The 15,720-nt window shown below is 42.8% G+C and carries 11 protein-coding genes and 1 pseudogene; 11 read left to right on the top strand and 1 reads right to left on the bottom strand.

The annotated features are described in order from the left end of the window. The first annotated feature begins 114 nt into the window (after window positions 1–114). The 6 genes and pseudogenes from istA to DIU38_RS03970 all read left to right on the top strand — a co-directional run bounded on the left by istA (window position 115) and on the right by DIU38_RS03970 (window position 5,382). Window positions 115–1,647, top strand: coding sequence for an IS21 family transposase (gene istA / locus DIU38_RS03990; protein ID WP_243770679.1), 1,533 nt, complete (start codon window positions 115–117; stop codon window positions 1,645–1,647). Between the two features lie 20 nt (window positions 1,648–1,667). After that, entirely contained in the window at window positions 1,668–2,375 is a 708-nt protein-coding gene (gene istB, locus DIU38_RS03985; protein WP_149354026.1) for an IS21-like element helper ATPase IstB, read from the top strand. Between the two features lie 163 nt (window positions 2,376–2,538). Continuing rightward, window positions 2,539–2,601: pseudogene (locus tag DIU38_RS35035) on the top strand (AAA-type ATPase lid domain-containing protein); the annotation flags it as partial. Between the two features lie 45 nt (window positions 2,602–2,646). Beyond that, on the top strand, window positions 2,647–2,862 hold the full coding sequence (locus DIU38_RS03980) for a helix-turn-helix domain-containing protein (protein ID WP_167516076.1): 216 nt from the start codon (window positions 2,647–2,649) through the stop codon (window positions 2,860–2,862). A gap of 197 nt (window positions 2,863–3,059) precedes the next feature. Beyond that, window positions 3,060–4,682: a tetratricopeptide repeat protein gene (locus tag DIU38_RS03975; RefSeq protein ID WP_112653558.1), complete on the top strand. Its 1,623-nt coding sequence runs from the start codon at window positions 3,060–3,062 to the stop codon at window positions 4,680–4,682. Between the two features lie 100 nt (window positions 4,683–4,782). Continuing rightward, entirely contained in the window at window positions 4,783–5,382 is a 600-nt protein-coding gene (locus tag DIU38_RS03970; protein WP_112653559.1) for a sensor histidine kinase, read from the top strand. 1,443 nt (window positions 5,383–6,825) lie between these two features. Here the strand turns inward: DIU38_RS03970 and DIU38_RS03965 are convergent. Beyond that, entirely contained in the window at window positions 6,826–9,360 is a 2,535-nt protein-coding gene (locus DIU38_RS03965) for a tetratricopeptide repeat-containing sensor histidine kinase (RefSeq protein ID WP_112653562.1), read from the bottom strand. Between the two features lie 330 nt (window positions 9,361–9,690). Between DIU38_RS03965 and DIU38_RS03960 the strand changes: the two genes are divergently transcribed. The 5 genes from DIU38_RS03960 to DIU38_RS03940 all read left to right on the top strand — a co-directional run bounded on the left by DIU38_RS03960 (window position 9,691) and on the right by DIU38_RS03940 (window position 15,622). Next, window positions 9,691–12,006, top strand: a complete 2,316-nt coding sequence (locus DIU38_RS03960; protein WP_112653563.1) for a sensor histidine kinase — start codon at window positions 9,691–9,693, stop codon at window positions 12,004–12,006. A 405-nt stretch (window positions 12,007–12,411) separates the two neighbouring features. Continuing rightward, the gene (locus DIU38_RS03955) at window positions 12,412–13,308 is read left to right on the top strand and encodes a VOC family protein (RefSeq protein WP_208057597.1); all 897 of its coding nucleotides are present in this window, start codon (window positions 12,412–12,414) and stop codon (window positions 13,306–13,308) included. A gap of 143 nt (window positions 13,309–13,451) precedes the next feature. Continuing rightward, the gene (locus DIU38_RS03950; protein ID WP_112653565.1) at window positions 13,452–14,588 is read left to right on the top strand and encodes a TlpA disulfide reductase family protein; all 1,137 of its coding nucleotides are present in this window, start codon (window positions 13,452–13,454) and stop codon (window positions 14,586–14,588) included. A 150-nt stretch (window positions 14,589–14,738) separates the two neighbouring features. Continuing rightward, window positions 14,739–15,197, top strand: a complete 459-nt coding sequence (locus DIU38_RS03945) for a nuclear transport factor 2 family protein (protein ID WP_091176505.1) — start codon at window positions 14,739–14,741, stop codon at window positions 15,195–15,197. Window positions 15,198–15,241: 44 nt separating this feature from the next. Continuing rightward, a complete protein-coding gene (locus DIU38_RS03940) occupies window positions 15,242–15,622 on the top strand; it encodes a putative quinol monooxygenase (protein ID WP_112653566.1) in 381 nt (126 codons plus the stop codon). The last annotated feature ends 98 nt before the right edge of the window (window positions 15,623–15,720 follow it).

Below are 15,720 nucleotides of genomic sequence, written 5' to 3'. Positions count from 1 at the left end.
GACCATGGTATTTCGGGGCAAACTGACCCACCAAAACGCATAGCAAATGCTGTAGAAGCAACCATCTTTTGAGGGCAAAAGACCCGTTCTAAGATGGCCAATTTGACAATCAGCATGAGTAAGATTAGAAAGATTTTAAGGATGAACAGCCAGGGTCGCAGCACGCGATTTATAGCTGCCCAGATTGAATCATCCCGGAATACCGTAAGAAAGTACCTGGCGGTCCTTAAGAAGAGCGGCTTTACCTTTGAAGAAGTTAATAACCTGAATGATAAGGAACTGGAAGACCTTTTCGGCAAGACCAGAGAAAACAACCAGCCAAGCAGCCGTATGCAATCCATGCTGCGCTGCTTTCCACACGTTGATAAAGAGCTCAAAAAGACCGGGATGAACCGGCAGCTCCTGTGGGAAGCTTATATCAAAGAGTTTCCCGACGGCTATAAGTATACCCAGTTTTGCACGTATTACAACCAATGGAAGACCAGGGTCAACCCGACCATGCACATGGATCACAAGGCCGGGGACAAGCTATACGTCGATTTTGCGGGTGAAAAGATGAACTATACGGACAAGGAAACCGGTGAAGTCATTGAAGTAGAAGTCTTTGTAGCAATCCTTGGTGCCAGCCAGCTCACCTACGTAGAGGCTGTTATGAGCCAGCAAAAGGAAGACTTTATAGCGGCCTGCGAGAATACTTTGCACTTTATCGGCGGCGTTCCTGCCGCCATTGTACCGGATAACCTGAAAGCGGCTGTAACCAAAAGCAGCCGCTATGAACCAACCCTTAACGAAACGTTTGAGGACTTCGCCGACCATTATGGGACTACCATTCTACCAGCGCGGGCGTACCGCCCGCGTGACAAGGCATTAGTAGAAGGCGCCGTTAAGATCATTTATACCAAGGTATACGCCCCTTTAAACAAGCATATCTATCATTCTTTATCAGAACTCAATACGGCGATCCGGCAAGCTCTGGAAGTCCATAACAGCCAGTTGCTCAAGGGGCGCAATTACAGCAGGAAACTACAGTTTGAAGAGATCGAGCGCCAGACCCTGGCACCGCTGCCGGTATTGCGTTACCAGTTCAAAAAGCACTTCTATGCCAGGGTGATCAAAAACGGCCATGTCAATCTCGGCCCTGATAAGCACTATTACAGTGTGCCTTACCGCTTTATTGGCAAGCGGGTTAAGCTGTTATATTCCCGTACCATTGTAGAGATCTACTCCAATTATGAGCGTATCGCTTTGCACCCGCGCGAAAAGAACCCCTATGGTTATACGACCGACAAAGAACACATGGCCAGTGCCCACCGCTTCAAAAGCGACTGGACGCCAGATATGTTCCTCAATTGGGCGGCCTCCATCCACGAGGATGTCAGGTTATATATCCTTCAGATACTGGAGCGTAAACAACACCCCGAACAGGCTTACAAGTCCTGCCTGGGAGTACTTGGCTTTGCAAAAAAAGCAGGGAACGACCGGTTAATAATGGCCTGTCAGCGAGGGCTCAGTTATGGCCTTTATAGCTATAAAACGATACAAACCATATTGGAAAACAAGATGGACAACTATGAGGAAAGCATATTTGCCGATGAGCTGCCCATGCCTGATCATGGTAATATCCGGGGAAAAGACTATTACAAATAACCATTTAAAACAACAATAACATGAACACAAGCACCTTAGACAAACTGCGGAAGATGAAGTTCTTCGGCATGTTCCATGCCTTTAAAAGCAGCATGGAAACCGGTAAAACAAACGATTACACGGCAGATGAACTGCTGGCCCACCTGGTAGATGCAGAATGGGACGACCGGCAGAACAGGCGTATTGAACGCACCATCCTATATGCCCGGTTCCGCTATAAAGCTTCAATTGAAGATGTTCACTATCATGCTGACCGAAGTATTGACCGCAACCAGATCATGCGCCTGGCGGATTGTACGTTTGTTGACCGCTTCGAGAACCTGCTGATCACCGGGAGTACAGGTATCGGTAAAAGCTATATTGCTTCTGCTGTGGGCTACCAGGCCTGTGTATTGGGCTACCGGGTATTGTACACCAGTACGCCCAAACTATTTGCCAAGCTCAAGATGGCCAAGGCCGACGGCTCCTATATGAAAGAGCTGGCTAAGATCGAACGCCAGCAACTGCTCATACTCGACGACTTTGGTATCCAGCCATTTGATGCACAAAGCAGGGCGGCACTAATGGAGATCATTGAAGACAGGCACGGAAAGACCTCGCTGATCATTACTTCGCAGCTGCCGGTCAGTAAATGGTTTGAGGTGATCGGTGAAAAAACGATTGCTGATGCTATCCTGGACCGGATCGTTCATGATGCACACCGTATCGAGCTAAAGGGGAATCTATGAGAAGAAAACGTAACGTAGAACCGGAAAACAGCCACTAATGAAATTACCTTTTAAATAACTATTTTTGTACGTGCTTTTATAGCATTTGCTGCAACCCAAAAGTCAGCTAACCCCTGGGTCAATTTGGCCCGAAACAGGGTGGTCACTATCTCCATAATATACAATAAACGAGCTGAAAGTTTACCACTGGCCCGGAAATGTCCGCGAGCTTGAACACCTGATCGAGCGAAGCGTATTGCTTTCCAACAGTAAAATACTAACCAAAATATCTTTGCCGGATCTGAACGACACTGTACCCGGCGGGCAGGATAAACACGCCATTAACCTGGCATCCGTTGAAAAACAACACATCATTGATGTACTGCGGCAGTGCAGCGGAAAGATATCCGGAAAAGGAGGTGCGGCCGAACTATTAAAGCTCCCCCCGTCGACACTGAACTCTAAAATGAGAAAACTGGGTATCACCAAAAATACTAAAATAGAATAGTGGGAGCATTTCACTTCACCCGACAGGTTTGCATGATTGTCCTGCATGCTGCAGCCCCTGCTGATGCTGTTTCACCGGCACCACGATAAAATGTAGCTGCACAGACCTCGAATTTTTAAAAACTGATATTCACTATTTATGCGTATTTTCATCTATAGATTGATGCTGTCCGATGAACATTTGTTACCTGTACATTTATGAAAAAGTGCCATCTGTTTATACTGCTGCTGTTCTTTGCAAAACCAGCTCCTGCACAAACAAGCGACTTTGACGAGTTGCCCTTGCCGGTATTAAGAGAGAAACTTTCCTTAAGCGCCAACGATACGAATAAAGTCAAGTTACAACTGGCCTTAGGGCATCTAATGTTTTTGAAGGCGACCAGCGGAGAAAAGGACATTGATTCGGCGGGATCTTTTTCGGCTCAGGCAGCCGCGCTCAGCCATAAGCTCAACTATGAGTTTGGTATAATCAATGCAATGCTGTTGAGTACCGAAACATGCTATCACCGCGGAAAAAAGGAAGAAGGTTTGGCAATCGCTAAAACAGCGCTTTCCTTTTCCAAAACGCGCCGTAACAGCAATGGCGAGGGACGATCCTATCATCTGATAGCGCAATACTACACACCTGCTGATTCCGTGTCCCTTCGGAACAGGATATTTTACATGAACCAGGCCATAGCCGCATTCCGGAAAAACCGCAATAACCTCTGGCTTTCCTATTTGCTGACCCAAAATGCGGACCTGTTAGCTCAGGCGGGACGAACTACCGAAGGACTTAAATTACTGTTCGAAGCTTTAAACCTTGGAAAAGCTGTAAGCCGAAGGACCGTCGAGGGGATTTACTGGAATATCGGCAGAATATCCATACGCATAGGGGACCATACCAATGCCTTAAAATATAACCTGTTGGCACTCAAAACTGCCCATGAGGTCAATGATACGACCATGCAGGCTGTTTGGATAAAACATTTGATTGCTTCAACCTATATCAAAGCCGAAGATTATGAACGCGCCATCCCATATTCTATTGAAGCTTTGGCGACGGCAAAACGTTATCATGAAGCGGACTTCGTCAATACGGAATCTTCAGCGCTTGCTTTTGAATACACACATACGAACAGGCTGTCCAAAGCTTTATCCATACTTAAGGAAATGAAAAGCAAGGCCGGCAGCGATCCGGATAAACTTTCTGTAAGCGTGGCTTTTCTCAATACGCTGATTTATGCAAAGCAACTTTCACAAGCTGGCCGGTATGCACAGGAAGTAAAAAAACTGCTCTTAGGAATTCCATCTGATAACAACACAGGGAGAATTGACGCCTATAATGCGCTTGCATCCTATTACTCGGAAATCAATCACTTCAAACAAGCTTATCATTACGCGGAATTATATGCCGTAATGGCCCACAAGTTCAATCATATGGAAGATATCACCGTGGATGAAGGCCGGTATTACAAGCTGGTTAAATTGAACCGCAATACAAAGTCCGTTATCGGACAGTTTTTTAAAGAGCAGGAAATTAGGGATTCCGCTTATAATAAAGTAAAAGCTTATCAGATATTCCTGCTGGATATGGAAAATGAATCCCTCGAAAAAAACAGGCATATCGATTCGCTGACCATGGATGCACAATTGAAGGCGGTCAAGCTGAAGCGCAACCAGCTTATTCAGAAGGTCACTTTCTGCGGAGCTGTGTTGTTGCTGATTATTACGGGTCTGATCTACAGCCGCTATCGGCTGAAGCAACGCAGCAATGCTTTACTCACCTCGCAAAAAGAAGAAATTGACCATAAGATAATGTCCTTCAACAACTGCTCGTAGATAAAAACGAGCTCCTGAAGGATAAGGATGAATTGCTGCAAGAAAAAGAGCACTGTTTAGGGAGGTTAACCACCGGGTAAAAAACAACCTGCAGTCCGTCATGTTATTATTGGAAAACCAGGCAGCGAGTCTCGAAGGAGAAGCTTTTGATGCCGTAAACATCAGCCGGCACCGCATCTATGCGATGTCGCTGGTACATGATAAACTGATCGAATCATCCCAGTTAACATCGATTAATATGGGCCTGTTCCTCCCGCAACTGGTGGGGCATATTAAAGATACCTTTCAAGGGGCAACCCAGGTTAATGTCAGGGTAAGGGCAGAAGAATTGGTCATCGATGTTTCCCTGGCGCTGCCATTGGCCCTTATTGTCAACGAAGCGGTAACCAATGCTTTTAAATATGCATTCCCGGATCAAAAAAATGGAGAGATTTATGTGGCATTTGCAAGGGTTAAGGAACAATACAGATTGGAAATCGCCGATAACGGTAAGGGTATGAACACCCAGGAAAAAACACAGAAGAACAGCGGCATGGGCTTAAAACTGATCCACGGTTTGTGCGAGGACATCGATGCCAGGGTCTCCTTTCAAAATGCTTCGGGAACCCAAATCATCGTGATTTGCGATAGCGAAACTCAGCAGGAAGAAATCAATTTGGACGTCGCGCTAAACCACCTGCCAGATTTGAATACAAATTAATCGAAAGCGAACATATCCCCGCATAGCCCTTTTCATAAGGCATACATGGGCATTGTTCTTTGGCTTGCCCTGGTGCTTTTGGAAATGGGGGCAAATGCGGTTCAGCGAACGCTATCGCCTCCCTTATAAATCAAAAAATTAACAAGGATTGCCACGGACCGACCTGCACGCCATTTTTTCTACATAATACGGATCAATCGCCAGGATAACAGTCGTTTTAACAACAACGTCAGGCCCCCTGTATTTATTCAGAATATACCCTGCGGTCGGACACAGGGATTTACGAGGTGATCACAACTTCGAAAAAAGTTTCAATGGATGAGTTTAGCAGCTTTTGAAGCAGATCGGTGAACCAGCGGCTAAAATGACGAATGTTTAGTATATACTATGCTTACTCGATTGTGTTTGCGAGGCAATACAAAAGAAAAACTACAATCAAATCGTAAAAAAAATTCAGCATCAGAAAAGAGACCTTTGTAGCATTTCCGTCCACTGCTTCAATTGTTGTTTTTTTAAGGTACAAAAATGGAAAGCCTAATTCACTGAATGAAAATTGATTCAACAATAACGGAATGGCCGACAGCAATACAAAGCATAGAATAAATAGGGAAATTTTCATTTTATATAGATGGGTTACTTAGCATATTCACTTTAATTGCAGCGCCAAAAGAATCAGAGATCAAATAGGAAACGCGAGCCACCCTTTTCTTTAAATTAAGTTTGCCAACTTTAGTTCGGGTTTCGATAAATCATTTAATTATTTATCAACTGTGAGTCTGTTTCAATTGTAGGTCCTTTACCTAAAACAAAAGGAAGACTATTGATAAAAGCCGAATCATTTAAAACAAAAGTCATCCAAATATTCTCATTCGTGAGCGAAACCTCAAAATAGTCAAATTGCCACGGACCCAATTGGAATTTCTTAAATTTATAATGATCATCCCAAAGCTTCTCATAATCAAATTGATTAATATTCACTTTTGAAAAACTTCCGTTCTCGATTACGGAACTGATAAAGCCATTACCGAGGACGTTCCGTAATTATTATTGTAAGTAACTCGTCCGCCATAAACTTTGAGCTCATTATTCAAAATGTTATAATATCTAGTTACCAAACTCTGAACTGCAGTACCGGTAGTTGGAGGGGGCGAGGCCACCCAAATGGGCTTGAACCATTTTTAAGCAATCTAAAATTGTCTAACTAAAAACATCTGGATTTTTCGGCATTATTGACCATGCTGTTGCGTGCCCATTAGCCTTGCGAATCGCGACGACGACGATTAAATTACAAATATCGGTTCAGGAAGATGATACGATCAAAGTTTAACGAAACGTCGTGAACTCATTCTCGAAATGTATTGATCAACGACTCAGGAATATCCACCTACCTCACTTAACCAAAAAAGTTTTATGTTGATTCATCAATTGAAAGGCAATTGATTTTTAATTAACGCGTAGTTTAAATTGTAGCGATACAGTTACCCCCTCAAGTCCCGATATTTCAAATACTCCTCTCAATTGCCGCGTAAGCCCATTCATCATCTGCAAGCCAAGTGATTTATTTTGCATAGCATCAAAGTTTTCAGGTAACCCTCGCCCATTATCGGCAACAGTAAGGTTTACAAGATCATGCTCAGCTTTTGCAAATGATATTGTAATTTGCCCGGCTTCACCGTTAAAGGCATATTTAACTGCATTAGTAATAGCTTCATTCAAGATCAGCCCTACTGGAACCGCCTGGGAAAGCTCTATATGCAGCGGATCAATTGCCTGTATAAATTTAATTTTTTTAACACCAAGGCCATTAGAGAGATTATTAACCAAATCTGATACATATGCAGGCATATTGATAGTGGCAATCTGGTCATTGTTATAAAGTTTCTGATGAATAAGGGCGATAGCGTTAACCCTGTTTTCGCTTTCGGCTATAGCCTCTTTAGCATCTGCGTTTTGAAGAAAACCGGCCTGCGCCCTTAAAAGGCTCATGATAATCTGGAGGTTATTCTTTACCCGGTGGTGTACTTCTCGCAACAACCAGTCCTTCTCTTTCAAAAGCCCGTCTTTATCTGCAAGCAGGCCATCCTTCTCGTATAATAACCTTTGTAAAATGATATTCTGCGTATTGATAGCTTCCTGTTGAGACTCCAGTCTTCTGTTAATTTTCTGCTTGCTTTTAAAGCCCCAAAACGCCAGGGTTGCCAGCAACAACAGCACCACAACGCCCCCAATCATCACATCGCGGATTGTATTGGAGCGTTCTATTACTGCTTCCTGGAGTTTCTGCTTATTCTCAAGCAATTTGATATCCTTCGACTTTTTGTCTGCCTCATACTTGATATTTAATTCAGATATTTTTTGCCTCGCAGCTAAATTATTGATAGAATCGTCTAACGCTTTATGCCTGGCAAAATGCCTGATAGCCGGAATAAAGTTTCCGAGCGCAGAATCTGCCTTAAACAACAATTTATGGGTATCAAGCTCCTGGTCCCGGTCAAAATATTGCGGATCCTTTAACGATGCCTCCAGGTATTTCTTTCCTTCTTTAAAACGTTGATGCTGGGTATAATACTTACCGATAATGAATAAAGCGCCGCCACCGGCTAAAGTTAAATGATAGCCTATCCTTTTCCCGTTTTCCTGATCGGCAGCCTGATCAAGTCTGAGCATTTCCAGATAGCTTTGTTCTGCCAGGTTTTGGTTGCCGAGCAAGTCATAAATATACCCGTACGTTGAGGCAAAGAGTTCCCTGTTATTAACCGATGAGGTTGGATATTTCTTTAAAAAATCGTTGAGAAATCTCAATGCCTTTTTAGGTGCCCCTCCTGAGGCCATGAAATTGGCTATCTTATAACAATCAACATACTTATCCCGGTCAGATTTGCTGATATCATATTGAAGCACTATCTGATAAAATTGAATAGCCTTATCAAATTTCTTCAGCGCCGCGTATGTGTTGCCAAGCGCAATATACGGTCTGATCTGCTTATCAGGATTATCTCCGGCAGCCTTTACCCCGGCAAATCCCCAGTCGAGGGCTTTATCATAGCGGCCGTTAAAACGATAAAAGTCACTTACGATATAGTAAGTGGTTATAGAAAGCGGCTCGTGACATTCCGAAAAAAGTCTCAGCATTTCCAACAGATCTTTCTCGGCCTGTACAATCTGGCCATGGTTTCCCCGGATAATAACAAGGTCGCGTAAACTATATCCAGCTTCTTTCAGGTTATTTGCCTGGCGATAGTATTTTACGGCCATTTCATTACTGTAAATAATATCGCGATAGGTATTGTTATTCTCAGGCATATACGTACCAAGTTGCGACCATGTTCGAGCCACATTTTCAGTTTCTCCTGATTGGTGAAAACTTTGAATGATATCCATGAATGCCCTCTTGCCACAAGCTACGTTACCTTGGTTAAAGTAAAATTTACCCGTCAGGACAAAGCATTCGTTCATCCATTTAGTTGAGCCGGCTTTCTTTGCTGCCGCCGATGCCTGGTTTATCAATGGCTTAGCCTGGATGTATTCTTTACTGTCGGGCGGAAAGTTAAAAACGCCGCGTTCGGCAATAAGCAACAACAACCTTGCCTTTTCTTCACCATCGGTACTGGATGCTATATCCAATGCATCTTTAAACTGATTTCGCTCAAGTAAGGCCTTGCATTGCATAAATTTGGCCTCGTTGCCGCCCTCGGTGAAATTTAAAGTTTTACTTAACTCAAGTGCCAGACCTGCATATAACATAGTGCTATCAATAGCCTTGTTCTCTAAGGTTCTGGAATACCAATAAACATGCGAAATTTTAAGGAGCAAATTAATCTTATTGATATCCGAAGGAGATTGGCTTAACTTTTCCAACAAAGCCGAAAGGTTATTATCCGTTTCCTTTTTTACAAGCAACACGCCCTTAGTTGCCTGACCAAGGGCTGTCAGGGCAAACAGCAAAAAGAAAGAAATAGAAAAAATCCATTTTCCCATAGTAAAAGATAAATTCGTCCGGTGAGAGGAGTTCTTACCGGAGCGATAACCGGATCATTTCCGTTTTTAATCCGCTCAATCTTATTTCGCTATTATGCTAAAGCAATGTCCCAAATTTACGCATAAAATAAAGAAATAAGGATTTGACAGTATACACTCCCTCCTTTTAATTAGCAAAAGATCCCCCACTGGCAGCAAAGCAATGATTTTGATTGACACTTTTAAAATCATATCAATTTAGTTATTGACAAGAATTCAATCCCGGTAAGAAAACACCGAACCTTAACTACCCGGTTATAAAATCTATACTTTTGACGTTGCCTCCTACTTATGAATAAGCTGTTTTTTAAAATCTTTATTCTTGTCTTACTTCTATCCCACCCTGCTTTCAGTAAATCCAATTCCCCCCTTCTACCGGATATACCGTCTGGCATTAAGAAGATCGACCTCGGAGACACAGCAAAGATCAACGCATTGCTCCGTTTAGCATCTACCTATGTGAATAAACCGGGTGAGCAGGCCGACGACCTAAGTAACGCCATCAATTATGGCAACCAGGCCCTTTCCCTAAGTCATCAATATCATTTTTTGCCACAGGAAATCGCCGCCTACAGCTTGCTTTCACAAAGCTACCGCGAAAAAAAAGATATAGTTGCGGGCAGAAAATATGCCGAACAGGGCGTTAAACTGCTTCCCAAAAACTCAACAACCATTGAAGCCGCTGACGCACTGGCGGAATTATCAACCTATTATGATGCCACCAATGCGGATAGCCTTAATATAAAGATAAATTACTTTGCGAAGTCGGTAGGTATTTTGAGAAAAGTAGCGCCACGTACTAAGAAGCTTGCCGATGGATTGAAGTTTCTTGGAGATTTGAATAATAGCAGATATGATCTTAAGGAAGCTGTTTCGCTTTTAAACGAATCGCTGGCTCTTTACCAATTACTAGGGGTAAAACAATTACAGGATATTTATGATTTGCTTGGGGATGCACTCACAAGTTCAGGAAACACCGTAGAAGGCCTTTCCTATCAACTAAAGGCGCTTAAAACTGCTGAAATGTTTAAGGACACCAGCCAAATGATCAGCACCATCTACTATCGTTTAGCCTTTACTTACAATTCCATCAATCAGGATAACAGAACAGCGGAATACATGGAGAAGGCAAGTTATTATGCACTTAAAAACCGTAATATTAACGACTGGATTATGATATCGGGCAGCCTCGGCACTATCTATAACAAGCTGGGGCGTTACCGGGAGGCCGTAAAAACTTGTGAAGAAGCGCTCATAAAATGCCCGACTACCGATTATCAGAACCAAACCAACCTGATCACTAACCTGCTTTTCGCGGCGACAGCTACAAAAAAGCTTGGTAAAGCCTCGGGGTATTATAACCGTTTGAAACAGCTTACAGACGCACACAATATCGAATTGAGCCCTACCGATGCGGCAATGATAGAATACTTGATTGCCATGAAGCAGTTTCCGGAAGCGGAATTACAAGTTGAAAAATTTATTAAATATGCGGCTGTCACCCAAAGCCTGATATCAAAACAGAAAATAGAACATTATCAATTCCAGGTAGACTCGGCGAAGGGAAACTTCCTTTCGGCAATCAGTCACCAGGAAAACGCACATTTATTGCGGGATTCACTGCTGTCCCGTAATTATAACAAGCAGATTGGCAGGATGCAAATGACTTTCGACCTGCAAAAGAAGGATCAGGAAATCGCTTTTAAAGCAAAACATATCGACCTGTTAACCCATCAAAATCAGTTACAGAACAGCGCGCTGCATAGCCAGAAAATGATCCGGAACCTGTTTATTGCCTCTGTCCTGTTATTGATGGCTTTACTCGCTGTCCTTTACAACCGGTACAAGCTTAAGCACCAGGCAAACAATGATCTGCAGGAACAGCAAGAGGAAATTAATACGCAAAATGAATCTTTACGGCAATTGGTTGATGAAAGGGAATGGCTTTTGAAAGAAGTACATCATCGCGTTAAAAACAACCTGCAGATCGTGATCAGCTTGCTTAATTCCCAGCTAAGCAATATTAAAGATGTGGTAGCAATCGATGTGATCAGGGAAAGTCAGAACCGGATGCGGTCGATATCGCTGATCCATCAGAAGTTATACCAGTTTGATAACCTCGCTACTATAGATGCGGGAGATTATATCCGGGAGATCGCACTCTATCTGCAGGATAGTTTCGATACCATTGGCCATATCAAATTCCGGGTAGATGTAGCACCGGTAAGGTTAGATGTTTCCCAGGCTGTACCCATCGGGTTGATCCTGAACGAAGCGATAACAAATTCGATAAAATATGCGTTTGCTGATCAGACCGACAAACAGGTTTCCATCAACCTTACCAGTACTGACAATCACGTTCGGTTAATGATCAGTGATAACGGGAAAGGTTTATCCCCGGAGATTGATATAAAGCAATTAAAATCATTAGGTATGCAGCTCATGACAGGTTTAAGCCGCCAGATACGCGCCCAATTAAAGATAACCAGCAACAATGGATTAACTATCGAATTGGAATGGCTACAGGCAGATCCCTTCCATACTTCAACGCACCGGGATAAGATCATTAACGACAGCTTCAGTTCGGCGGCAAAACCAATGATATGACAAACTAACCTTGAAACCCATTATCCTTTTTTGTCTTTCAAAGTGCTATTGGCCAAACTCAACCAGGTTACCGACCCAATGCGGCAATCTGTTTATCAATAAATAGATTGTTTTAATAGCGCCAAAAGTAAATAATATAACCCAACATTGCGAAAATCTAATCGCTAATACAAGCCAATATAAACTTTATATAAACCAACATATATTATTAAAAATCAGCCTAATAAGAGACAGTTTTAAATCTTTTATCCGCCAATATTGTTTCAATCTTGATAGGCTTGGTCAAGTCAATGCATTGACATTTATCAATGTGCTTTTTTATTCTATATCAATGCATGGTCAACGCTAAAAGGACAATTTTGTCATGTTCACAAACAAATGAGAAACATTAAAAAAAGCAAGAACATGTCAACAAAAGCACAAATATTAGGTATCGACCACGTTGGTATCAATGTACCTGACCTGCAACAGGCCATCGATTTTTTCAGCGATATTTTCGGTTTCTCTGCGGTTACTCAACTCGGCCCGTTTCCGCTCGACGCCACATGGAAAGAAAACAACAATATGCATCCAGATACCGGAGCAGTTACTATAAAAATGGTACACGCCGGCACCGGTGCAAGTATCGAAGTTTTTGCCTATGATAATAACCAGGGAAGTAAATCACATCCGGGAAGTGATGATATCGGCGCAAGCCACATCGGTTTCTATACCGCAAACATGGATGAAGCGGTTGAATTCTTAAAATCAAAAGGTATCAGTTTTCTTGGCGAGCCTTTCCTGATGCCATCGGGCGATACGGAAGGTGAAACATGGGTGTATTTTCTTTCTCCATGGGGAGCAAAGATGGAGCTTGTTTCCTATCCCAATGGCAAAGGTTACGAGAAAAATAATCCGGCAAAAGTACTTTGGTCTCCTAAGAGCAGGATTAAAAATGAAGCGCTTACAGAAGAGGAGATTAAAGCCCTGATAGAACGCCATCTTGAACTTTGGAACGAACAGGATGAAGACAAACGCAAAGTAATACTCAACGAGATTTACGCAACAGATATCGAGATGGTCGATAGCCACTTTATTGCTAACGGGCACAAAGAAATAGAAGACTTTATCGTTGAATTACATCAAAAAAATCCTGACTTCCGTTTCACTCACGCTAAACCAATCAATATTCACCACAACATCGCCCGTTTATTTTGGCAAGTAGGTAACGAGGCTAAACCAGATGCTGTTACCGGTATGGACCTGTTTGTGATTGAAAACGGGAAAGTGCAAAAGCTTTATGTTTTTTTAGGGGAAGAATAAACTAAGTTGCTCTAAATTAAAACAATCTGGGCCGGTTAACTGAAAAAGATGTTAACCGGCCCCGATTGTTAAGAAGCCGCTTAGAAATGATTAAATAAAACAGTTATATCCACAACGTCATCGAATTATCCTCCATCATTAAAATGAAAAAATTATTTATTGCGCTTTTAGTAGCCTCACCATTCATTTCCACCGCGCAAAACAACGCTTTCACTATTAAAGGAGCTATCGAAAATTCAGCCCGCGGAGATAGTGCCTTAATGCGGTACATTACACCATCCGGTGCGCATCAGCAGATAGCGACACCGATCATCAACGGACATTTTACCTTTAACGGAACTGTCGCGGAACCTGTTAAAGCAGAGATCTCACTTAAACATAAGTCGCTCACAGATAGTAAAGACGATAAGCTCGAGTTTTATCTTATGCAGGGCACTACGATCATCCAAGGCAAATCGACTATTGAGGATGCTACTGTAAGCGGCACCAGGTTGAATGAAGAATACCGGTTATACCGTGCTGAAGAGAAGTTTTTTGATAACAAATACCAGGCATTAGAAGCCGAAACCAATGCGGCAACCGAACAAGAACGTAAAGCGGCAAGCTTTAAAGCTAAGCAACACATCAAAGAAGCGGCTATCGATTCGGCTTATTATGCCTCAAAACGACGATTTGCTGAAAATCATACAGCATCAATAGCCGGGATTCTGGCCTTGGGCGACTATGCTTATACCGCCGATTATTCATTGCTGCAATCTATATTTAATAAATTTGGAGAAGATGTAAAAGCAAGTAAAGAAGGCAGAAATTTTACGGCAAAACTGGAAAAACTAAAGATCACTGCTATTGGCAAAATACTGCCCGACTTTGCGGAGCCGGACGCCGACGGCAACCTGGTAAAACTATCATCTTTACGGGGCAAGTACGTATTGATCGACTTCTGGGCACCTTGGTGTACTCCCTGCCGCGCGGAGAACCCTAATGTTGTAAAGGCCTATGAGCATTTTCATGATAAAGGCTTTACGGTATTAGGCATTTCCCTGGATGGCCCTAAATACCGCGACAACTGGTTAAAAGCCATTAAAGATGACCACCTAAGCTGGACACAGGTTTCTGAGTTCAAATACATGAACGACACTGCCGCGAAACTTTATGGTATTAATGCAATCCCGCAAAACTTCCTGATCGATCCTGAAGGCAGGGTGATAGCTAAGAACCTGCGCGGAGAAGCACTGGAGGGCAAACTGAAACAATTACTAACAAGGGCCGAATTGAAGTAAAAGCCGCAATGCGTTAACGGATTCAGCAGGGAAAAAAACTGCGGTGCTCAACTTTACTCATTGACATTTATCAACACTCTTTTTTATCCTATGTCAATTTACAGAAGAATGGCAATTCCAACCTTTGTATCAAATCGATAAAAGAACCATATGAAAACTCCAACAAATTCAGAAAACGAAAAAGTGATCCGCGAGCTTTACCGTGTCGCGGAAATACAGGATAGCAAAGCTTTTGCAGCCCTTTTTACAGACGACGGCTACTTTTGGGATATATCTGCAGGCGCAAAATATTATGGCGCGGATATTGGCAGAACGGTTGATATCTATTCAACAGCCTTCCCTGATATGCACCGCGAACTATACGATTTTTATGTAAGGGACGAAGAAAATGTAGTGGTGGTTGAACTATCACTTAACGGCACGCACAAAGGCCCGCTGCAATTGCCTGCCGGCACAATTGCGGCTACCGGTAATGAGATACATACCCCTTGCTGCGATGTATTTCACCTGGAAAATGGTAAGGTAAAATCATTTCACTGTTACACTGCCGGCACTATTTTACTCGGCCAGCTTGGTGTGTTTGGAAATTTAAGCGCGGTGCTACAGTAATTATTTAGCCAATGGCTACAGTTATTTCATCAACAGTTTAAAATATGGAAAATTCTATTAAAACAGGAACATCAACAGATCATGATAAAACACTTTCAACCGGTATTACGGTAAGTGCCTATTATCGTGTGCATCCGGATGACCGCCAGATATTCATCGACGCCGTGATCCCGGATATGACAGCGGCAAACAAATTGCCGGGATGTATATATTATGCCTTTTCTCAAGACCTAACGGATCCAAATACCTTCCACCTGCTTGAGGGCTGGGCAGACGAAGAGGCTTACGAGCGTCATGAAAACGCTGAAACATTTTTAACCGCGTTAAGTACGGTAGTTAAAAACGTTCGGATCCTTGATCGCCAGGGAGTACTGTACGAAATCGCCAAGATTCACATCGATGATCCGAGAGGTAAGGTATCGTAACCATTAGTTTCATATACTGAATATTATAGCGGGCAGCCATTCAGGCTGCCCGTTTTGGTTTATATCCTCCCGGCAAAATGATATCCAACACCCCCGAT

This window comes from Mucilaginibacter metallidurans (genome assembly GCF_003286435.2).
GTDB classification, from domain to species: domain Bacteria; phylum Bacteroidota; class Bacteroidia; order Sphingobacteriales; family Sphingobacteriaceae; genus Mucilaginibacter; species Mucilaginibacter gossypii.
Note: the sequence above shows the minus strand (reverse complement) of the source record. Positions and strands in the feature narration are given on the sequence as shown.

What these genes read in the sequence shown, in the direction of transcription:
- DIU38_RS03955 (WP_208057597.1), top strand. Translation starts at nt 12,412, where the DNA reads ATGTCAACAAAAGCACAAATATTAGGTATCGACCACGTTGGTATCAAT.
- DIU38_RS03960 (WP_112653563.1), top strand. Translation starts at nt 9,691, where the DNA reads ATGAATAAGCTGTTTTTTAAAATCTTTATTCTTGTCTTACTTCTATCC.
- istB (WP_149354026.1), top strand. Translation starts at nt 1,668, where the DNA reads ATGAACACAAGCACCTTAGACAAACTGCGGAAGATGAAGTTCTTCGGC.
- DIU38_RS03940 (WP_112653566.1), top strand. Translation starts at nt 15,242, where the DNA reads ATGGAAAATTCTATTAAAACAGGAACATCAACAGATCATGATAAAACA.
- istA (WP_243770679.1), top strand. Translation starts at nt 115, where the DNA reads ATGAGTAAGATTAGAAAGATTTTAAGGATGAACAGCCAGGGTCGCAGC.
- DIU38_RS03965 (WP_112653562.1), bottom strand. Translation starts at nt 9,360, where the DNA reads ATGGGAAAATGGATTTTTTCTATTTCTTTCTTTTTGCTGTTTGCCCTG.
- DIU38_RS03970 (WP_112653559.1), top strand. Translation starts at nt 4,783, where the DNA reads ATGTTATTATTGGAAAACCAGGCAGCGAGTCTCGAAGGAGAAGCTTTT.
- DIU38_RS03950 (WP_112653565.1), top strand. Translation starts at nt 13,452, where the DNA reads ATGAAAAAATTATTTATTGCGCTTTTAGTAGCCTCACCATTCATTTCC.
- DIU38_RS03975 (WP_112653558.1), top strand. Translation starts at nt 3,060, where the DNA reads ATGAAAAAGTGCCATCTGTTTATACTGCTGCTGTTCTTTGCAAAACCA.
- DIU38_RS03945 (WP_091176505.1), top strand. Translation starts at nt 14,739, where the DNA reads ATGAAAACTCCAACAAATTCAGAAAACGAAAAAGTGATCCGCGAGCTT.